Source organism: Kistimonas ophiarachnellae, assembly GCF_057552235.1.
Window position 1 is genome coordinate 420,728 of sequence record NZ_BAAJPA010000001.1, and the last position, 20,143, is coordinate 440,870.

General features: G+C 51.4%; 15 protein-coding genes and 1 CRISPR repeat array. Of the genes, 10 read left to right on the forward strand and 5 right to left on the reverse strand.

Annotated features, from left to right (window positions below; all coding sequences use genetic code 11):
* Window positions 1-8 precede the first annotated feature (8 nt).
* The 3 genes from AC27K1_RS01785 to AC27K1_RS01795 all read right to left on the reverse strand — a co-directional run bounded on the left by AC27K1_RS01785 (window position 9) and on the right by AC27K1_RS01795 (window position 4,544).
* Window positions 9-1,352, reverse strand: a complete 1,344-nt coding sequence (locus AC27K1_RS01785; protein ID WP_487147844.1) for a sigma 54-interacting transcriptional regulator — start codon at window positions 1,350-1,352, stop codon at window positions 9-11.
* A gap of 284 nt (window positions 1,353-1,636) precedes the next feature.
* Window positions 1,637-2,638: an OmpA family protein gene (locus tag AC27K1_RS01790; protein WP_487147846.1), complete on the reverse strand. Its 1,002-nt coding sequence runs from the start codon at window positions 2,636-2,638 to the stop codon at window positions 1,637-1,639.
* Between the two features lie 541 nt (window positions 2,639-3,179).
* Window positions 3,180-4,544 (reverse strand): hypothetical protein, encoded by a 1,365-nt coding sequence (locus tag AC27K1_RS01795; protein WP_487147848.1) that lies wholly within the window; start codon window positions 4,542-4,544, stop codon window positions 3,180-3,182.
* A gap of 535 nt (window positions 4,545-5,079) precedes the next feature.
* Between AC27K1_RS01795 and AC27K1_RS01800 the strand changes: the two genes are divergently transcribed.
* The 9 genes from AC27K1_RS01800 to AC27K1_RS01840 all read left to right on the forward strand — a co-directional run bounded on the left by AC27K1_RS01800 (window position 5,080) and on the right by AC27K1_RS01840 (window position 17,027).
* Window positions 5,080-6,006 (forward strand): protein kinase family protein, encoded by a 927-nt coding sequence (locus tag AC27K1_RS01800; protein WP_487147849.1) that lies wholly within the window; start codon window positions 5,080-5,082, stop codon window positions 6,004-6,006.
* Between the two features lie 245 nt (window positions 6,007-6,251).
* Window positions 6,252-8,525, forward strand: coding sequence for a CRISPR-associated helicase Cas3' (gene cas3, locus AC27K1_RS01805; RefSeq protein ID WP_487147851.1), 2,274 nt, complete (start codon window positions 6,252-6,254; stop codon window positions 8,523-8,525).
* Between the two features lie 411 nt (window positions 8,526-8,936).
* Window positions 8,937-9,599 (forward strand): type I-C CRISPR-associated protein Cas5c, encoded by a 663-nt coding sequence (gene cas5c / locus AC27K1_RS01810; RefSeq protein ID WP_487147852.1) that lies wholly within the window; start codon window positions 8,937-8,939, stop codon window positions 9,597-9,599.
* Window positions 9,596-11,443, forward strand: a complete 1,848-nt coding sequence (gene cas8c, locus AC27K1_RS01815) for a type I-C CRISPR-associated protein Cas8c/Csd1 (protein ID WP_487147854.1) — start codon at window positions 9,596-9,598, stop codon at window positions 11,441-11,443. The genes cas5c and cas8c overlap by 4 nt, the downstream gene beginning before the upstream one ends.
* Window positions 11,440-12,300 (forward strand): type I-C CRISPR-associated protein Cas7/Csd2, encoded by an 861-nt coding sequence (gene cas7c / locus AC27K1_RS01820; protein ID WP_487147856.1) that lies wholly within the window; start codon window positions 11,440-11,442, stop codon window positions 12,298-12,300. The genes cas8c and cas7c overlap by 4 nt, the downstream gene beginning before the upstream one ends.
* 5 nt (window positions 12,301-12,305) lie before the next feature.
* A complete protein-coding gene (gene cas4 / locus AC27K1_RS01825; RefSeq protein WP_487147857.1) occupies window positions 12,306-12,944 on the forward strand; it encodes a CRISPR-associated protein Cas4 in 639 nt (212 codons plus the stop codon).
* Complete coding sequence (cas1c, locus tag AC27K1_RS01830) at window positions 12,941-13,960, forward strand: type I-C CRISPR-associated endonuclease Cas1c (protein ID WP_487147859.1); 1,020 nt, start codon at window positions 12,941-12,943, stop codon at window positions 13,958-13,960. The genes cas4 and cas1c overlap by 4 nt, the downstream gene beginning before the upstream one ends.
* A 13-nt stretch (window positions 13,961-13,973) precedes the next feature.
* Window positions 13,974-14,267: a CRISPR-associated endonuclease Cas2 gene (gene cas2, locus AC27K1_RS01835; protein WP_487147861.1), complete on the forward strand. Its 294-nt coding sequence runs from the start codon at window positions 13,974-13,976 to the stop codon at window positions 14,265-14,267.
* Between the two features lie 191 nt (window positions 14,268-14,458).
* Window positions 14,459-16,460: direct repeats of the CRISPR family, unit length 32 nt; unit sequence GTCGCGCCTCATGCAGGCGCGTGAATTGAAAC.
* A 105-nt stretch (window positions 16,461-16,565) separates the two neighbouring features.
* On the forward strand, window positions 16,566-17,027 hold the full coding sequence (locus tag AC27K1_RS01840; RefSeq protein WP_487147862.1) for a hypothetical protein: 462 nt from the start codon (window positions 16,566-16,568) through the stop codon (window positions 17,025-17,027).
* A gap of 98 nt (window positions 17,028-17,125) precedes the next feature.
* On the opposite strand, the gene AC27K1_RS01845 is transcribed toward AC27K1_RS01840, so the two are convergent.
* Window positions 17,126-17,251 (reverse strand): hypothetical protein, encoded by a 126-nt coding sequence (locus AC27K1_RS01845; protein WP_487147864.1) that lies wholly within the window; start codon window positions 17,249-17,251, stop codon window positions 17,126-17,128.
* Between the two features lie 191 nt (window positions 17,252-17,442).
* A complete protein-coding gene (locus AC27K1_RS01850) occupies window positions 17,443-18,207 on the reverse strand; it encodes a GntR family transcriptional regulator (protein ID WP_487147866.1) in 765 nt (254 codons plus the stop codon).
* 421 nt (window positions 18,208-18,628) lie between these two features.
* On the opposite strand from AC27K1_RS01850, the gene eno reads away from it, so the two are divergent.
* Window positions 18,629-19,915 carry a phosphopyruvate hydratase gene (gene eno / locus AC27K1_RS01855; RefSeq protein ID WP_487147989.1) on the forward strand — a complete coding sequence of 429 codons (1,287 nt, stop codon included), beginning with the start codon at window positions 18,629-18,631 and terminating at the stop codon, window positions 19,913-19,915.
* Window positions 19,916-20,143: the final 228 nt, after the last annotated feature.

Here is a 20,143-nt window from a genome sequence, read left to right on the forward strand (position 1 = left end):
CCTCCCTGTTATCGGGGTTCGTCAGATGTCCTGGACTGGGCGATCAGGGCTTCAATATCGATGCCCTGACGACGAATATCGGCCAGTTTGTTTCGGAGTGTCCGGGTCGTAATGCCCAGCGTTTCCGCTGTGCGGGTTCGGTGCCCCTTGTGTTGCAGCAGGGTGTCGATAATGTGTTCCTGCTCCAGGGTTCTGTTGCGTTTGTGCAGTTTGTTGGAGCGGAGGCGGGGAGCAGTCGTGGTTGGCTGGGCGCCGATTGCTGGCAACATCAGTGCTTCGGGTTGAATGGTATTTCCGGTGGTCAGCACCAGTGCGCGCTGTATGACATTTTCCAGTTCCCTGGCATTACCTTGCCAGTCATGGTTCAACAGCGTCTGTTCTGCTGCGGGGCTGAATTGCAGGCTACGGCCTGTCCGGGCAAGAAAGTGTCGGGCCAGTGGCAGAATGTCTTCCCGACGCTCCCGAAGGGGCAGGCAGTGAAGCGGGAAAACATTCAGGCGATAAAACAGGTCTTCACGAAAGGTGCCTTCATTCACCTGCCGGGCCAGATCCTGATTCGTGGCGGCAATGATCCGGATATTGAGCCGAATACTTTGATGGCTGCCTATTCTCTCCACTTCCCGTTCCTGCAGAACCCTGAGCAGCTTGGCCTGCAGGGAGCCGGCAATTTCCCCGATTTCATCCAGAAAGAGCGTGCCTTCATTGGCGAGCTCGAACTTGCCTGGCCGGCTGGTATAGGCGCCGGTGAAGGCGCCTTTCACGTAGCCGAACAGTTCTGCTTCGAGCAGGTTCTCGGGTATGGCGGCACAATTGATGGCAATAAAGGTCTGTGCCTTGCGGGGAGAGTGTTGATGGATGAACTGTGCCAGAACTTCTTTCCCGGTACCGCTGTTACCGGTAATCAGAACAGTCGTGTCTGTACAGGCTACTTGCCGTGCCATGGCTAACAGGGAGCGACTGGCATCAGAGGCCGCGATGGGGCCTTCCGGGGTTTCGACAGGCTGTTGTTCCAGCAGGGTGGTCAGTCGCTCCAGGGTGATATTGCCGGCAATAAAGTCACTGGCGCCGGCATGAATAGCGGCAACGGCATCTTCAACGCAGGCGTCCGGTGAGGCGATGACGAGCGCAGGCATTGGATTCTGACGGCCAACCTGCCGGATGAATTCGAGGGTAGTGGCATCCGGCAGCTGGTCGCTGGCTATGATCAGGTCGATTTTCTTCTTCTGGATTACTTGCATGGCTGACAGGCAATCAACCACTTTTTCGAGGGTAAACGGCAGCGTTGTCAGCCGTTGGCTGACAGGCGAGTCAAAGCCTGTTTCTCCCACCATGAGAACGCTGTGTTTAGTCATTTCCGTATGCAACAGACAAGAATGCGCTTCAGTATTGATATTGGTTTTTACGGCTTTTCATATCCATGAAAACTTCAATAAAACAATGAGATATGAAATGTTTTTAATTATGAACAATTGAAATATAGAACATCCCCTGTTCAGATATATCGGCGCAAATAGACAAATTCACGATGCCGGTCCGGTTGGTTATTTCTAAAAAACATTAAAGTTTTTGGACAAGTTTATGAATCGAGGGTGTGAGAAATTCTTTGGCGTTTTTTTAAGAAGAAAACGTCAAATATTTATTCTTCTTCCGACGATGTGGCGGCAGGGGCGTCTTCCAGCGTTTCTGAATAATCGGTTTTTTGGGCAAGCGTGTTTTCTTCTTTTGTCATTGAAAGTGTGGGCTGCTCTTTGTTGGTATTGTCTGTGGCATTAGGCGCCAGCCTGGGCTTTTCATCGCGATAAAGACGGATTTCAACCCGCCGGTTCCTGGCGCGACCCTCGGTCGTGTTGTTGGAAAGAACCGGGTAGCGATCACCATGGTAGCGGGTCGTGATCATGGATGCCGCAATACCGCGCTTGAGCATCAGGTCACGGATGGAATCCGAACGCTCCATCGACAGCGTCCGGTTGGCCAGCGAGTCGCCAATCCCGTCGGTATGGCCGTCAATTTCAATGCGGTTGACGCGTGGATCGGCCAGGATATAGGTGATCATGTCCTGCAGGAACAGGTGCTGATCCTTCCGGTAACCCTGCTGTCCTGAATCGTAATAAACAATCGTGTGTTTAATCTGCTCAAAATTCACCGGAAGCAGGGTTTTTCGACATTCACTGAACGGTTCAATGACATCGGCAATACCTACAGAGGACAGGGTGATCCGGTGTTTGAGCTGGGTATTGGCCAGAATATCCAGCTGTGCCCAAAGGCCATTGCTCATTTTGTCCAGTAATTCAGTGGCGCCCGGTTCATGGCGATAGGCCTGATCCTGAACCGGATTGCTGGCGTGCTCAACATTAGCCCCAAACGGATGCCAGGGGGCAGGGGCAGAAAACACCGTGATGGTGTCAGCCTGCTTTTTCAATACCGGCGATTCAATCTGCAACATCAGGGGGAGACCGGCTTCGTCAATGAAGGTCGCGGAGCCGAAGTGCGGGATGGGCTGGATCAGCTTACAGGCAAATATGGACGACTCCACCTGCCAGATGGTGTTATCCATTGGTGTCGAATAATTGCCGGCTTTGGCGCCCATGGCCACCATACCACTGATCAACGTCAGGAAAACTACGTTACTGCACTTCATATCCTTATGAATCCAGCGTACTGCTACTGCACCTGTCTTTTAGTTTAGTGGATATACAGCCTGCTCTGTGAATGCGGTGCTGATAAAAGGCTTGTTTCAGGGCTCCTGCTGGATTCAAGCAATAAGTGCAACAGAGACCCTCCCTGTATAGACCTCAATAGCTTGTCAGCGGGGAATTTTGTAGGTTTAAGCACCGACATCCATACTCCGCATAGTGATGATTTGTTGTCTGAAGCAATGCAAGCAAGCGGTATCGATATCAGTATGGCCGCCTCAACGCAATTAGCAGAATTTGCCAGAATTCATACCCCGTCTGAACAAACGGCATCACGGTCGGAATAATCAAATCTGAGCATTCAAGAAAGATCGACATCAACATTTCAAAGTTTTTTATTGCCTTTTCGTTCATGCGCAAGTTGATAATTGTTAAATTGACTGGCAAGTCTTGCTGTGGCGACTTTTATGCTGTCATGGCAGATTGGAGTTGCGAGATCTTTTTAATGGTATATCGGATCTTTATTCATTTGAAATCGTTAATGGATTATTCGATTTCTTTTAATAGTTTATCTAATTTCTTTTTGCCGCCCACGATTTTAAGCTTGGTAGGATGATCAAAAATTAATAGTTTTTTTCTGATTTTTAATTTTGTCGAACGTCTCTCTCGTGGATTTAAATTTTCATTCAACTCGGTGATTAAATTTCGTAATGCTTGCTCATCAGAATCACCTGAACCAACTGTACCTTTAGCCCCGGCGGGTTCGGCGAGAAGAGGAGCAGTTTGTCGTGTTGAGGTTTCAGGATTGGCTGAGGGAGTAGGCGTGGGTAAATCTTTGGTTTTTTCTGTTGCACTTATTGTATTAACCCAGCCCTCTTCTTCATCAGTTATTAAATTTTTGAATGTTTTGTCTATATGTTCCGATCGAATTTTTCCTGATTCTGACATGATTTTTTTATCATTCAAAATATTATCGAATTCATTGTCTAATTCATCTAGCAAAATGGAATAGAAAAAGGCTGCAATATAATAATCAAGTTTATTTCTTTTAGCAATATTCATAAAAAAAAACAATGTGATTAAATCAAATTTTGATGCAAACGCATCAAGTTCCATCTTGCTAATGTTCGCTATTTTATTCATGGCGTGAGACTTGATGATATCCTTTTCATTATCTCTAAATTTACCAAGAGTACTTAATTCTATATTTAAATTTTTTAATTTGGATTTATGTTTATTAACTAATTCATGTATTTCTTCCTTCGATTTGTCAGGTTTTTCTTTAAGGATTTCATTATATCGATGTTCAAATTCATATCTAAAAAAGAGAACGTCTATGCTTTTTATTACTTCATTTATAACATGGTTATATGCATGGATTTTTGCTGGCAATTTAATTGTTGTAGATGCCGTGGTAATAAGTAATTTGTCTTCGTGTTTTTTAAAGTTGTATTTATCCCATCCCCGATTAAAGGTTAAATAATGTATAAGCCTAAATGTAAGTGAGAATATTTTGTTAAAAATAAAAATACTGGGTAAAAAAAATGTTATTGATGCATAAAGCTCATTATCTACGATTAGCGATTGCCAGCCCTTGCAATCAAAATCAAATGGAAGTGTTCTGAATGGGAAATCTTCGCATATATTCGATGATCTTATAATTCTGTTGAAAGCGTAAGCAGTAGCGACTGATGCAACTTGGAATACTCTGCGTTCAAATACGGATAACGTGCAATCTGAAAACTTCCTTGATTCACAAAGCCTATACATTTTTGCTTCTTCAAGGCATTCCTCACGGATGAATGTTGGTGGCAAATTAGGATTGACTTTGAGTTTTATATCTTTGCCTTTTTTGTCATACTGATCCGGTAACTTGCTTGATGTGCTAAGAGGTTGTCTAACTGATTCCATGAAATATCGACCTTATGTGAGATATACCCTTACGATACTTTTTTCAAAAGCAGGTTCAATGATTTTAAAAAGTTGTTAATAGTCCGGGTATTTATTGTTAATTAATGCTCCCTATGCCAATGGTGCTTACAGACTACAATTTAGTTAGCCGATCCGGGGTGCCTGATAAACACATTCCAGGGGTTGCGAGGACTGAAGTAAGGCTGGATTCAAGCAATAAGTGCAACAGGTTAATGTTCTGAACCAACAACGCTGAGTGCTGTCTGATTGTGTATTGGGTATTTAGAGAATGGGGTATAAAATGCAGATGACAAAAGGAGCTGGCTGCCAGGCCAGGGCAAATCTGATTGCCAGACTAAGGCAGTCGGGTACTCCTTATATGCAAGTTGTTAACCCCTGCCAGGGAAAAGTACTTTGTTTTGATCGCAAATTGCAGGTTGCCGATGCTGACAGCAGAAAATTTTTATTAAAACTGGTTCATCAATACAAAAATCAAAATGCAATGCCCGAGTCAGGTTCCTGGGGGAGTAGAGGAATGACAGGAGGTACTTTTGGTGTCATCCGTTTCCTTGAGACCGTTCCCCCTGTCGCTCTGCGTATAGCCCGTGAGCCCGGGAATAAGGCTATAAGAGAGGAACAGGAAAAAGAAAACCAGTTATATCGGGAGCTGGACCATGAAAACATTGCTGGCTTGTTAGGCGCATTTTCCAGCGATACAGAGGGGCTGATACAGGTTTTCCAGGGTTTTGAGGCTGACCTCGATACTCATACAAAAGCACATAGATATCAGGATGTTCATGTTCTGGATTGGTTGCATCAACTCTGCGGAGCGGTTCAGTATCTTCATAAGAAGGCGATTGTGCATGCAGACATCAAGCTGGAAAACATTGTTGTCAGTGGGGCAATGGGTGAACAGCAGCGAATAGCATTAACAGACTTTGGCCTGTCTGGTCGTGTGGGAGAGGAACGGTGCTCCAATAATGACTTCCACAGTGCGCCGGAAATTTCTGAATTCTGGCACAGGCGTGACGATGGCTCCGTTGCCACATTGGCAGGTGTAAAAATTGCCATAAATCTGAAACTGGATTGCCCCAGTGATATATGGCAGCTGGGCATGCTCATTGTTCAGCTGTTTGGTATGGCTACCGAAGAAACCAAAGTAAAGGACTTCGTTGAAGCATTATTGAATGACACTATTTCTGACCCGAACGGTTTTATCAGCCAGAAGATCCGGGAACAGCTCTCATGGACAACGCAAGAGTCCTTGTTAATGGCGGAGGGAGCCGCGGTGCTGGATATTCCCTTTTGTCGGATTGCTGATGAGCCACTGTCAAGGCACTTGATGTTAGCGGCCCAGAAAATGATGGTAGTCCCTCCTGCGCAAAGACTGACAATCGATGCCGTGCTTGACCGGCTGAATACCATAGCGGCCTTGGAAACAGAGCATTCGGAACTGGATTAGTATAACCGCTGACAGTCCTGCCAGATTCGTTAAGGTTGTGGGGAGTGAGTCTTCATGGCTGTACCGGGAATGGTTTTATTTCACGTCTCACTGAATGGCAGTCAGACTGACTTGATGTAAGTCACAATCCAATAACACGAAATTCAACAAAATCGACCTGCGAACAGCCCCCGCTCGAATCTGAATAAAACCGCGCAGATGCATCTGGTCAAAACGGTCTGGTAATGAGGAAAAAGGGACGTTAGATGGATTTTGTGGCCCACGTACATCAGAAGGAAGACGGTGGCTGGTATCCACCGCACAGTCTTCACGATCATCTTCACAGTGTCGCTCAACTGGCCTTCGGGAAATGTGCTGACCCTGATTCGGCGCAGTGGGCCACACTGGCTGGCAGATGGCACGACCTGGGAAAATACCAGCCTGCATTTCAGGACTATATTCGCAACAAGAGTGGCTTTGAGCGCGAGAATGCACATATAGAATCAGGCGCGGCGGGCAGGGTTACCCACTCGACGGCAGGCGCGATGCACGCCCTGAAAACACTTGGCCCTGGTGCAGGCCATATCATGGCTTACCTGATCGCCGGCCACCATGCCGGACTTCCCGATTACTTCGGCGGCAAGGCAAGCCTTGATGTCCGCCTGAAGGAAAGTGAAGCTGAATACCAAAACAGCCTGGGCAGCGAGATCCCCGCTGATATTCTTGAAACGCTCCCTCTGAAACTGCCCACAGCCCTGCAGGACCGGGAATGCTGCGCCCTGTGGATCAGGATGATGTTTTCCGCCCTGGTGGATGCTGACTTTCTCGATACCGAGCAGTATATGGATGCACAGCGCTCTGCCAGGCGTCAAAGTCCGCCTGACCTTTCAGAAATCCATGATCGTTTTTTTGAATTTATGACCCGGCTGCAGAAGACGGCCGGGGATACCCGGGTTAACCGAATTCGGCAACAGGTGTTCCAATCCTGCCTGGAGGCGGCAAGGCGCAAGCCCGGCGTATTCAGCCTGACCGTCCCCACCGGCGGTGGCAAAACCCTGGCCAGCCTGGGCTTTGCCCTTGAGCACGCCCGGATTCACAACAAGCGCCGTATTATTTACGGCATTCCCTTCACCAGCATTATTGAACAGAATGCGGATGTCTTCAGGGCGTGCCTGGGGGATGAAGCGGTTCTTGAGCACCACTCCAACCTGGATGTGTCTCCGAAAGATGAGCAGTCCCGAAGCCGCCTGGCGACAGAGAACTGGGACTCGCCCCTGATCGTGACCACCAATGTCCAGCTGTTTGAATCCCTGCACGCCAGCCGTACCAGCCGTTGTCGCAAACTGCACAATATCTGCAATGCCGTCATTATTCTCGATGAAGCGCAGCAACTGCCCCGGGATTTTCACGCGCCCATCGTCCGGTGCATGAACAACCTCAGCCGATATTTCGGCGTCACCTGGGTGCTGTGTACCGCCACCCAGCCAGACTTTTCTCCCCAGAAAGACTCGTTTGGCAAAACACTGCTGGAGGGTTTCGAGGATACCCACGAAATCATTGCCAATCCTGCTGAGCTGGAGCTTCAGCTAAAGCGGGTTGATGTCGAGATGCCTGGGCCAGATACAACGGAGAGCTGGGAGGATATCGCTGACCGTATCAGTGCCGAAGAGTGTGTGCTCGCCATTGTGAATACCCGCCGACAGGCACGGGAACTATACGGGCTCATGCCTGGTGACGGTCATACCTTTCATCTGTCCGCCCTGATGTGTGCAGAACATCGTACAACCGTACTGGCGGAGATCAGGGCGCGTCTTGCGGCGAGAAGACAGGGCGATACGCGACCACTCAGGGTCATCAGCACCCAGTTGATCGAAGCCGGTGTCGATGTTGACTTCCCCGTGGTCTACCGGGCGCTGGCGGGGCTGGACTCCATTGCCCAGAGCGCCGGTCGCTGTAACCGTGAGGGACGGTTGGCAAGGGGCCGGGTTGTGGTGTTCAACCCGCCGGACAATGCGCCGCCCGGGTACCTGCGCGAAGCCCGCCAGGTTACGGAATTGATGCTGAAAACCGGCGCACTGAAAGAACCCCTTTCCCCGGCTGCGTTCCAGTCCTTTTTCAAGCAGTTAAACCACCTGGGGGATCGGGATAAACACGGCATTAACGCCATGCTCACCCCTGAGCAGGATCGACAGACCGGCGCGGTCGCTTTCCGGTTTCGCAGCGCTGCAAAAGCGTTTCGTATGATTGATAACAACGGTATCGCCGTGATTGTGCCTTATTCCCCGGCAGGCAAAGAAGAATCCCCCGTGGAGCGCTGGCTGGGGATGCTGGATAACGACCCGGGGGAACGATGGATTTATCGCAAGCTGCAGCGATACACCATTTCCATACCGAAACGCCTGGCCATCCAGTATCAGCAGGCTGGCATTCTGATAGCCAGGGCGGGCCAGATGTTGCTTGATTCAGCCTGTTACGACCCGGTTCTGGGTGCCGTGCCGCCGGATGAACTGTTAAGCGCAGAGGCCTCCGTTATTTGCTGAAAATCCTGCCTGGCGCCCGATTCACGCGCCAGGCTCTTACCCCGACAGCTGAAAGAGCAAAGTAGATGGAAGGCTGCGTGAAGTCGCTTACAGGTCAGTTTGCTGCCATGAGCGCTAGATCAAAGCTCGCGAGGGGAGCAGGAAAGCACTGAGCCCGAGTCTGCCTTTACCTTCCAATAACAAGGGTTCCATAGGCAACCAGATTGTCGGTGTTGACTGATTTTCGGCCTATGTACGAATAGCTGGAAGGATTTTCACCGTGAATAACTGTTACAGACATTTCTGCAAGTAGATTGGGAACTCATTGCGCAAAGATTGGTCAGTAATTATGACCCCAGTACAGTGGAAAGCGCTGGATTCAAGTAAATCAAGATAGCCCCCAAATACAGCTGACAAACCAAAGGATAGATTATGGGATTCTGCCTAGAGGTAGCGGGTGACTTTGCCTGCTTTACCCGGCCGGAAATGAAAGTGGAGCGCGTCAGTTATGATGTCATAACCCCATCGGCGGCCCGTAATATCTTTCAGGCCATTCTATGGAAACCGGCCATTGAATGGCGTATCCACAAGATAGAAGTTCTCAAGCCTGTACGCTGGTTCAACCTGCGCCGCAATGAGCTTGGTAGTGTCATTCCTGCCGGTTCCGCAACCGCAGCCATGAAAAAAGGCGTCGGCGCTTTGGGCGCGTTCATCGAGGAAGAACGGCAGCAGCGGGCAGGCCTCCTGCTACGGGATGTTGCCTACCGCCTGCATGCCGATTTTGTGATGACGGATAAGGCAGGCCCTGGTGACAGCGCCGCCAAGTTTGCCGGAATGTTTCGTCGTCGCGCAGAAAAAGGGCAATGCATCAATCAACCCTACCTTGGAACCCGGGAATTTGCCTGTTCTTTCCGGCTGGTCGAAAACCCGGAACATGAGCCAGCGCCTGTTCCTGTGGACAAGGCGCTGGGCTGGATGCTTTATGACCTTGATTTCACCCAGCCTGCCAACCCGTCTCCGCTGTTTTTCAATGCTGTCATGTCACAGGGGGTTATCACGGTACCGGATCGTTTCAGTGAGGAGGTGCGGGGATGATTCTTCAGGCACTGGCTGAATATTACCAGCGAAAACAAGACGACCCGGATACCGCCCTGGCGCCAAGAGGGTTTGAACAGAAGCCGATTCCTTTCATTATCGTGATTGACCGGGATGGTCGTTGCCTGCAACTGCGCGACACCCGGGAGATGCAGGGCAATAAAGCGGTAGCCCGCAGTTTTTTGGTGCCACAGGGGAAATACCGATCAGGGGCAAAGTCCTACGAAACCGCTTATCTGCTTTGGGATCACTACGGCTATGTTCTGAATCAGCCAAAGCTTGATAAGCCGGATTCCACGCCGTCTGCCAAAGATATAACACTGGCGGTCAATCAGCATGACAGCTTCCGGCGTGTGATTAATACGCTTGCAGAGACGCTGCCTGATGACCCGGGCGTTCAGGCCGTAAAACAATTCCTCGCGCAGCCTGGTCAGGTTGAAGCCGCGAAGTTAGATCCCCTGTATCAGGAATGTCTCAAGCAAAAAGGCTGTAACCTGGCGTTCCAGCTGGCGGGTGAAAACGCGCTTTGTTGCCAGTCTGAGGATGTACAGCGCTATGTACTGGAGACCATAAATGCTACCAATGCCACCCCCGGCATTTGTCTTGTCACTGGCGAGCAGGAACCGGTGGCCCGCCTGCATGGTGGTATTGGGCAGATTGTCGGGAAACCCGCCCCCCTGGCTTCAATCAATATTGATTCCGCACAGTCCTATGGAAAAGTGCAGGGTTACAATTTTCCGGTAGGTGAAAAAGCCGCTTTTGAATACACGACTGCCCTTAATCATTTATTGCGTACCGGCTCAGCACAGAAGCTGTTCCTGGCGGGCACAACCATGGTGTGCTGGGCGCAGAAAAGCCACCGTCTGGAGCAGGAGATGCCACTGCTGTTCAGCCTGGGCAACGATGATAACCCCGATGGCGGAACGGAAAGGGTGATTCACTATTACCGGAGTATTGCCTCTGGCCTGGAAATACCCGTTGACGACCAGCAGCCCTTTTTCATCCTTGGCCTGACTCCCAACCCGCCGGCACGTATTGCCATCCGGTTCTGGCTGACCGGAACGGTCGCGGAATTCAGCCAGCGCATCGGCCAGTGGTTCCGTGATATTGAACTCGACGGTGGGCATAGTGACAAGCCTGCCAGTCTTTACCAGCTGCTCCTGAGCACCGCGCTGCTCCACAATGCAGACAACCTGCCACCCAACCTGCCACCCAACCTGACGGCCGAAGTCTATCTCGCCATTTTGCAGGGGCTGCCGCTTCCGGCCACCCTGTTTTCAGGCGCCATTCGCCGTATCCGGGCAGAACAGGGACATGTCACCCACGAACGCGCCAGCCTGCTCAAAGCCTGCCTGAACAGAAAAAAACGTTACGCTCACCCATCATCCCGGGAGGATATCACCGTGCCCCTGAACAAGAATGAAATACGCCCAGGTTACCTGCTTGGCCGCCTGTTTGCCGTGTTGGAAAAACTGCAGAAAGATGCCTCCGGAGGGAGCCTGAACAGCACCATACGTGACCGCTACTACAGCAGCGCCAGCTGCACGCCCAAGACAGTGTTTGGCACGCTTCTGAGACTGTCCACCCATCATCTGAAAAAGCTGGATAAGCCAGCTTACCGCACCAGCGCGGAGAAGCAGATACAGGAAATCATCGGGCTGATAGAAAGTGACAAGGGCTTCCCGGCGCATCTCAACCTGGACGGGCAGGGGCTGTTTGCCATTGGTTATTATCACCAGAAGCAGGCGCTGTACCACAAGGCGAAACCCGGTCTGAATCTCAGTCTGAATCCCGGACTGAATCTTGATAACACCAGAAATCTGACAATGGAGAGTGAAACATGAGCCTGCAAAACCGATACGATTTTGTTCTTTTGTTTGATGTCAAAGACGGCAATCCCAATGGTGACCCGGATGCTGGCAACCTGCCGCGAATTGATGCCGAAACCGGACAGGGGCTAGTGACGGATGTCTGCCTTAAGCGCAAGGTTCGCAATTTTATTAGCCTGGTTAAAAGTGAAGAGCCATCCTTTGACATTTACGTCAAAGAGAAGGCCGTGCTGAACCGTAATAATGAAAAAGCGTACCTTGCCCTGGATCTCAAGCCTGAAGCGAAGAAACTCCCCGAAAAGGTTGAGGACGCAAAGAATGTGACCCGGTGGATGTGTGACAACTTCTACGATATCCGGGCCTTTGGCGCGGTGATGACGACAAAAGTCAATACCGGCCAGGTGCGCGGCCCTGTGCAGATGACCTTCTCCCGCTCCGTTGAGCCCGTGATCAGCACAGAGCACAGCATCACCCGCATGGCGGTGACCAACGAGAAAGACCTGGAAAAAGAACGCACCATGGGTCGCAAGTTCACCGTGCCTTATGGCCTCTACCGCTGCCACGGTTTTATTTCTGCTCACCTTGCCCAGCAAACCGGTTTTGGCGAAGACGACCTGGAGCTGTTCCTCGCGGCCCTGGAGCAGATGTTTGACCATGACCGTTCCGCCAGCCGGGGCGAGATGGCGACCCGCGCCCTGCTGGTGTTCAAGCACGACAGCGCTCTTGGCAATGCACCGGCGCACACCCTGTTTGACCGGATAACCATTGAGAACGTCTCTGATGAACCGGCCCGCAGCATCAGGGATTATCGTCTGAACATTGATGCTGAACTGCCTGCCGGTGTGACGCTGATCAAGCGCGTCATCTGGTAACGGCCATGGATGATACCCGACTGGTACCACTGGCAGCCCTGCAGCACTATGCCTATTGTCCGCGCCAATGCGCCTTGATCCACCTGGAGCAGGCCTGGGCGGAAAACTGGTTTACCGCACTGGGGCAGCAGTTGCACCAGCGGGTGGATTCCGGTCAACCCGAAACCCGTCGGGGAATTCGCTATGAAAGAGGGGTTCTGGTGAACTCGGAGACCCTCGGCCTGACCGGCAAGTTGGATCTTTTGGAAATAGATACGGCAACAGGCAGGTATTGCCCGGTTGAATACAAGAAAGGCAAGCCCAAGACCGAGGACTGGGACCGCATTCAACTCTGCGCCCAGGCGCTCTGCCTGGAAGATATGCTGAAGGTCACTATTGATGAAGGGGCGCTCTGGTACTGGCAGACCCGGCATCGGCAGCCCGTTTCCCTGGACGATAACCTGCGTGAAAAAACCATGGCCGTGATTGCTGCCGTAAAAGCAATGTTTGCCAGTGGAATGACACCCGGAACGCCCGCCCCCCAAAAGCGCTGCCGCGCCTGCTCCCTGGCGGGAATTTGCCAGCCGGAGTGGCTCAGGCGTGACCATTCGGCCAGTTACATTCGCCAGATTTTTGATCCGGCTGATTCCGGAGAGAGTGAGTGATCAAACTGCAGAATACCCTGTTTATTACCCGGCAAGGCAGTTACCTGCACAAAGAACGGGAGACACTGGTTGTCGAGGCCGACCGGAAAAAACTACTCAAGATTCCCATCCACTCAGTACAGGCCATCTTCTGTTTCGGGAATGTGCTGGTTTCCCCTTTCCTGCTGGGATTTTGCGGTGAGAAAGGCGTTGGCATTGCTTTTTACAGTGAATTCGGGAAATACCTGGGACGCCTGCAGGGTCGGCAGAGCGGGAACATTTTGCTGAGGAAACAGCATTACCGTGTCGTGACAGAAAACCCGACTGACATTGCCAGACATATCATAGCCGCCAAAGTCATCAACAGCCGTGCGGTGCTGCAGCGCTGCGTACGCAACCATGGTAACAATCCCGCAGTTGAGCAGGCCATTGGGCAACTGGCCCAGTCCCTGGAACGCATTCGGGTGTGTAAAAATCTGGAGACTCTCCGTGGTTTGGAAGGAGAAGCCGCCGCTTATTACTTTGGGGTATTCGGTCAATTGATTCAGCAGGGCAGAAGGGAGGAATTTCCTTTCAATGGTCGCAACAGGAGACCGCCCAGGGATGCGGTGAATGCAATGCTGTCACTGATGTACAGCATTCTCGGCAAGGAAATTGCCGGTGCCCTGCAGGGGGTTGGGCTGGATCCACAGGCAGGTTTTCTCCATGCCGACAGGCCAGGCCGGGACTCGCTTGCCCAGGATATTCTCGAAGAGTTCAGGGGCTGGTGGATTGACCGGTTGGTCCTGAGCCTGATAAACCGCCGGCAAATAACGGCTAAAGACTTCAAGACAGAGGCATCTGGCGCGGTGGTTCTGAGTGACGATGGGCGGAAGACGTTGCTGCAGGCCTACCAGGGCAAGAAGCAGGAGACAGTGAACCACCCCTATCTGAATGAAACGGTGGCTATTGGACTACTGCCCTATGTGCAGGCGCAGCTGCTGGCAAGGCACATCCGGGGTGACCTGGAAGCTTATCCGCCTTTTATTATGCGATAGCTGGGGAAAAACCATGATGGTATTGATTACCTACGATGTCAGCCTTCAGGATGAAGAAGGCGTCAGCCGTTTAAGAAAGCTGGCCGGCATCTGTCTCGATTATGGTGTACGGGTTCAATACTCTGTGTTTGAGTGTGACATTACGCCTGCCCAGTGGGTTGTGCTCAAGAATAAGCTTCTTGAGGTGTACAACCCGGATGTAGACAGTCTCCGTTTTTATAAACTGGGCAGGCATTGGCAAAACCGGGTTGAACACCATGGAGCCAAAGCCGGCATAGATATTTTTGGTGATACTTTAATCATTTAACGGGTTCCAATGCGATTGGCTAACCCCGAGTGCTCTTTAAAAACGTGGATTATTAGCAACTCTTTTTTTCCTTGTAAAACAATAGATTAAACCTTGACGTCATTTTGGGATAAGATGATGCCAGCCAGTTCTGGGAGGTTAGCGAAAATGCTTGTGGCAACAGGCATGATCACTGGCTTTCAGGACAGGGCGTCGCGCCTCATGCAGGCGCGTGAATTGAAACGCGTTACCCTTCGCCTTGGCAGCCGCTACTGCACGTCGCGCCTCATGCAGGCGCGTGAATTGAAACGACACCGCGCTCTGCAGTGCCGGCGAGCTCGGTGGTCGCGCCTCATGCAGGCGCGTGAATTGAAACGGTTTTAACCTGGTCAGTCACAAACGCCAGGGAAGTCGCGCCTCATGCAGGCGCGTGAATTGAAACCATTTTCTGTAAACAATGGATCATCGACTTCCAGTCGCGCCTCATGCAGGCGCGTGAATTGAAACCAAAAAGAACCAAACCACTTGGAAGCTGCCTTATGTCGCGCCTCATGCAGGCGCGTGAATTGAAACGGTTATATCATTGTTATACAGACTTTCTGTTGCGTCGCGCCTCATGCAGGCGCGTGAATTGAAACAATTCACTAACCGGGCGCTGGCCCGGTTTTTTTGTCGCGCCTCATGCAGGCGCGTGAATTGAAACCTGAAAAGTTTGAATCCCATGCAGCCTCCCTGCTGGTCGCGCCTCATGCAGGCGCGTGAATTGAAACGGTGATTGTTGAATGATGGGCGCTCGGCACTGACGTCGCGCCTCATGCAGGCGCGTGAATTGAAACAATTCATCAATAAAAGCATCATTAACAAAAACGGTCGCGCCTCATGCAGGCGCGTGAATTGAAACAGCCATTAGGACGGCTTCTTAGTGTTGGGATGAAAGTCGCGCCTCATGCAGGCGCGTGAATTGAAACTATAAGCAAGACGAATAATCTTCAACGTAGCTTCGTCGCGCCTCATGCAGGCGCGTGAATTGAAACCTTTGCAAACGTGACAAGATCATTAAAACGCATCGTCGCGCCTCATGCAGGCGCGTGAATTGAAACGCAAGAATGGGAAGATGTTTATATCTTGTCTGAGTCGCGCCTCATGCAGGCGCGTGAATTGAAACTGTTAATGATGGTGCAAATAACGACCGCTACAAGGTCGCGCCTCATGCAGGCGCGTGAATTGAAACATTCGGTGTGTTTTGAGGTGCAGTGGTGGTTTCGTCGCGCCTCATGCAGGCGCGTGAATTGAAACAACATAATAGAACATTGTCGTTTACTCCATGAAAGTTGCGCCTCATGCAGGCGCGTGAATTGAAACTATTGATGGTGGTTTATCGTTGGGCTTGATGCCGTGTCGCGCCTCATGCAGGCGCGTGAATTGAAACCACACAATCCTGGCTGATCTGGAAAAGCGTAACGTCGCGCCTCATGCAGGCGCGTGAATTGAAACGGTTGTATCCATTGCGAGACAGTCACCGTCACCAGTCGCGCCTCATGCAGGCGCGTGAATTGAAACATATAAAGACAGGTGATGTATGGCAGTTGATTTAGTCGCGCCTCATGCAGGCGCGTGAATTGAAACCAGCCATCTTTAATGCACGACCATACCGCATAGGTCGCGCCTCATGCAGGCGCGTGAATTGAAACGGGGTAATGATTGGCATCTTTGCGAATCAATGGAGTCGCGCCTCATGCAGGCGCGTGAATTGAAACCTGGTCCGCATTACAACCCAGATAAACGCGAATGTCGCGCCTCATGCAGGCGCGTGAATTGAAACTACGTTACCTGCCGGTCGAAACGATGCAAACACGTCGCGCCTCATGCAGGCGCGTGAATTGAAACAAAAATAAAAAGGTAATTCCGTGGACACCACAGGGTCGCGCCTCATGCAGGCGCGTGAATTGAAACATCCATGCCCTGATCTTTTAAAACATCTATGATGTCGCGCCTCATGCAGGCGCGTGAATTGAAACCAAGTTCATAGGTTCATCCCTCGCCGCATTTCAAGTCGCGCCTCATGCAGGCGCGTGAATTGAAACTCTGGCCTCCAGTAGTTGGTATCTCACTACCTTGTCGCGCCTCATGCAGGCGCATGAATTGAATCCTTATGAAGTATTCGAGGGTGATAAGCAGCGACGTCGCGCCTCATGCAGGCGCATGAATTGAACCCCGACATACTGCTCACACTGCTGGTCGAATACGACCACAACCAGCATGGACGGTCTATACTCACCGGCGCGAAACAATTCACCTACAACATGCTACGGAGCACTGATGGCTGAAGTCACGCTGGAACAACGTGTCACACAACTGGAAAAACTGAAACCCATTCTGGAGGCTGAATCATTGAACACCCTGCTTGAAGATCAACGGAATTACCTGAACCGGCTGGATCACCAGATTAATGTGCGGATGCATGCACTGGATGTGTCCATGACTGACCTGAAGTTTGATGTCAGCCAAGTGGTTAACAGGATGGATAAGCTGGATAGCCGTATGGATAATCTGGATAGCCGTATGGATAATCTGGATAGCCGTATGGATAAGCTGGATAACCGTATGGATAATCTGGATAGCTGTATGGGTAATCTGGATAGCCGTATGGGTAATCTGGATAACCGTATGGATAATCTGGATAGCCGTATGGTGAAGATGGAAACCGACATGGTTGTTGTGAAAGAAGATATTGCAACGATCAAAGGGATGCTGGAATTGCTGGTGGCCGCCAAATCCTAACGGATTCAAGCAGGGATGCTAGGCATCATCCTCAAATAACGCCAGTGCACACTGCTTTACCGCTACCAGTTCTTCACCGGATATCAGCGACACCGCACTTATTCAACAAAAAAGGTCGGTTGATAATCCGCTACCTTCCCTTCAGTTTCACCACGCGGACCATACCACTGCTCCGTCCAGCGTAACCGGTCGCCGATGGAAAATTTCGTGCAGTGATTCGCCATCCATCATCCCCTCTGAATTTTCAAAATCGGCTGCATGCTTTTAACGAACGGGCAAATTGTATCCGGGATTTATACCGTAGTTAGAAAAAAACGATGGGTATAATCTGTATGTCAATCGCTAACATTGGGCTGCATGATCCTGTGCATTACGCGGGTGAGCATGGACCATCAAGGTTTAACGGCATTAAATGCTATACCTTGATCTCTGTCACAAAATCAAAGGTATCCCCCAGGAAATGGGAGCGGGTGTGCTCCACCGGCGTATCGTCTTCCAGCAAGCCGTGGCGTTCAAGGAATATGACAGGGCTGCCCGCGGGAATCTCCAGGTAATCCGCGTAGGTGGCATCGACGGCAACGGCGCGCAGACGCTGAATGGCCTTGACGGGTCTGATGCCTGCATCGTCCAGCGCTTCATAGAGTGAGCCGGTGATGCCAAAAGGGTTGTCCAGGAATTTACGGGGGACAGTGGCGTGTTCCAGGGCGACCGGTTTGTCGTCCGCCATCCTGACCCGGAACATCCGCACAACCTCGTCACCGGGCTGAAGACGCAGTTTCTGAATTTCATCGGATGTGGCCAGGCCGACCCCGCGCTCAATCCAGCGGGAATCCGGATGCTTGTCCACCGCCAGGATCACTTCCGAGAAACTGTTCAACCGGTTCAGTTCATGGACGACACGTTCGTTGACAAAGGTGCCGGCGCCCTGGCGCTGGGTCAGGATGCCGTCATTGACCAGATCATCGATAGCGCGTTTGACCGTTACCCGCGAGACTTTCATGGTGCTGGCGATCTCCCGCTCTGCCGGCAGGGCGTCATTGCACTGCAGGATACCCTGGCTGATGGCCTCCTGAATCAGGCTCTGCAGCTGGATGTAGAGCGGCGTCGCGCTGTTTCTGAGTGCTTCGGGTTGGCCAAAAATCTGTTCGACCAGGCGGCTTGTCAGTTGGGTATCAGTCATCGTCGGGCAACGTCAGCTTTGGCACACGGTATATGACAACGCGTAATGCCATACCATTTTTTTGATGGTTATGTGTCCAATCCACTGGGAATCAGCCAGTAACATGTACGGCGACTGCCTCATTATTCATTTCCCTGTGTGAAAAATCCCGTCGCTATTCACAGGGCGAGGGCTATAGTGTGTCGTTACTGATGGATCGGCATCATGCGTGATTGCGTGTCAGTGTATCCGGTTTTTCTGAGCTATCAATACCATTTTTTGCCTTTTTGTTGTCAGAGGTATTGCTCTTTCGTGATTTGAATCAAACAGTGGTATTTAAAGAGCGATCCTTGTCGTATACCATTGGCGCACTTTTTCAGCCCGCTTGTCAGTTAGCTCAGCCAGCCAGCCGACAGGTTTCTTCTGTGTGGAGTTGAACGTAATGGCCATCATCAAAGAGATCAAAGCCCGGGAGATCATGGATTCCCGCGGCAATCCCACCATTGAGGCAGACGTTATCCTCGAGTCTGGCGCGATGGGGCGGGCCTGTGCGCCGTCCGGTGCGTCCACCGGTTCCCGCGAAGCCCTGGAGCTGCGCGATGGCGACAAGAGCCGCTACCTGGGCAAGGGCGTTCTGACCGCGGTCGGCAATGTCAACGGCCCGATCCGTGAGGCCCTGCTGGGCAGGGATGCGGCGAACCAGCGCGGCATCGACAACCTGATGATTGAGCTGGACGGCACCGAGAACAAGAACAAGCTCGGCGCCAACGCGATCCTGGCGGTTTCCCTGGCTGCCGCCAAGGCTGCTGCCGCGGAAAAGGGTATCCCCCTGTACCAGCATATTGCGGATCTGAACGGCACCTCCGGCCAGTACTCCATGCCGGTGCCGATGATGAATATCCTCAACGGCGGCGAGCACGCCGACAACAATGTGGATATCCAGGAATTCATGGTGCAGCCGGTCGGCGCCAGCTCGTTTGCTGAAGCGTTGCGCATGGGCGCGGAAATCTTCCACAACCTGAAGAAAGTCCTGTCTGCCAAGGGACTGAGCACGTCTGTCGGTGATGAAGGTGGCTTTGCTCCGAACCTGGCGTCCAATGCGGATGCACTGGCCGTTATCAAGGAAGCGGTTGAGAATGCCGGTTACAAGCTGGGTGACGATGTCACTCTGGCCCTGGACTGCGCAGCGTCCGAGTTCTACCGCGATGGCAAGTATGACCTCAAGGGTGAAGGCAAGGCCTTCGATTCCGAAGGCTTCGCGGATTACCTGGCCGATCTGGCAAACCAGTATCCGATTATTTCCATTGAAGACGGACTGGATGAGTCTGACTGGGACGGTTGGAAAGTGCTCACTGAAAAGCTCGGCAACAAGCTGCAGCTGGTGGGTGATGACCTGTTCGTGACCAATACCCGCATCCTGAAGGAAGGCATCGACAAGAGCATTGCCAACTCCATCCTGATCAAGTTCAACCAGATCGGCAGTCTCAGTGAAACGCTGGATGCTATCCGGATGGCCCGTGAAGCCGGTTACACCGCGGTGATTTCTCACCGTTCTGGTGAGACTGAAGATGCGACCATCGCAGACTTGGCGGTAGGTACCGCTGCCGGCCAGATCAAGACCGGTTCCCTGTGCCGCTCTGACCGTGTGGCCAAGTACAACCAGCTGCTGCGTATTGAAGAAGAGCTGGGTAGCAAGGCGACTTATCGTGGTCGTGCAGAATTCAAGTAATTGCTGCTAACAGGGCTGGCACTAGCCAATCCTTAAGTTTGAACAAAAAACCTCCGGTTATTCGCCGGAGGTTTTTTTGTTTGTCATTTACCATTTCAAGGCATTTATTCCTGAAGTACGTCACTGGCTATACCGCAATATAAAAACGGTCTTAAAAATATGTTCTGAACTTCTGGGGATCAGCTAGATATATAGGTGTCTACGCTATTTGTGTAGGTGTTTTCTATT

Coding starts and splice junctions, on each gene's coding strand:
- AC27K1_RS01785 (WP_487147844.1), bottom strand. CDS start 1,352: ATGACTAAACACAGCGTTCTCATGGTGGGAGAAACAGGCTTTGACTCG.
- AC27K1_RS01790 (WP_487147846.1), bottom strand. CDS start 2,638: ATGAAGTGCAGTAACGTAGTTTTCCTGACGTTGATCAGTGGTATGGTG.
- AC27K1_RS01795 (WP_487147848.1), bottom strand. CDS start 4,544: ATGGAATCAGTTAGACAACCTCTTAGCACATCAAGCAAGTTACCGGAT.
- AC27K1_RS01800 (WP_487147849.1), top strand. CDS start 5,080: ATGACAGGAGGTACTTTTGGTGTCATCCGTTTCCTTGAGACCGTTCCC.
- cas3 (WP_487147851.1), top strand. CDS start 6,252: ATGGATTTTGTGGCCCACGTACATCAGAAGGAAGACGGTGGCTGGTAT.
- cas5c (WP_487147852.1), top strand. CDS start 8,937: ATGGGATTCTGCCTAGAGGTAGCGGGTGACTTTGCCTGCTTTACCCGG.
- cas8c (WP_487147854.1), top strand. CDS start 9,596: ATGATTCTTCAGGCACTGGCTGAATATTACCAGCGAAAACAAGACGAC.
- cas7c (WP_487147856.1), top strand. CDS start 11,440: ATGAGCCTGCAAAACCGATACGATTTTGTTCTTTTGTTTGATGTCAAA.
- cas4 (WP_487147857.1), top strand. CDS start 12,306: ATGGATGATACCCGACTGGTACCACTGGCAGCCCTGCAGCACTATGCC.
- cas2 (WP_487147861.1), top strand. CDS start 13,974: ATGATGGTATTGATTACCTACGATGTCAGCCTTCAGGATGAAGAAGGC.
- AC27K1_RS01840 (WP_487147862.1), top strand. CDS start 16,566: ATGGCTGAAGTCACGCTGGAACAACGTGTCACACAACTGGAAAAACTG.
- AC27K1_RS01845 (WP_487147864.1), bottom strand. CDS start 17,251: ATGGCGAATCACTGCACGAAATTTTCCATCGGCGACCGGTTACGCTGG.
- AC27K1_RS01850 (WP_487147866.1), bottom strand. CDS start 18,207: ATGACTGATACCCAACTGACAAGCCGCCTGGTCGAACAGATTTTTGGC.
- eno (WP_487147989.1), top strand. CDS start 18,629: ATGGCCATCATCAAAGAGATCAAAGCCCGGGAGATCATGGATTCCCGC.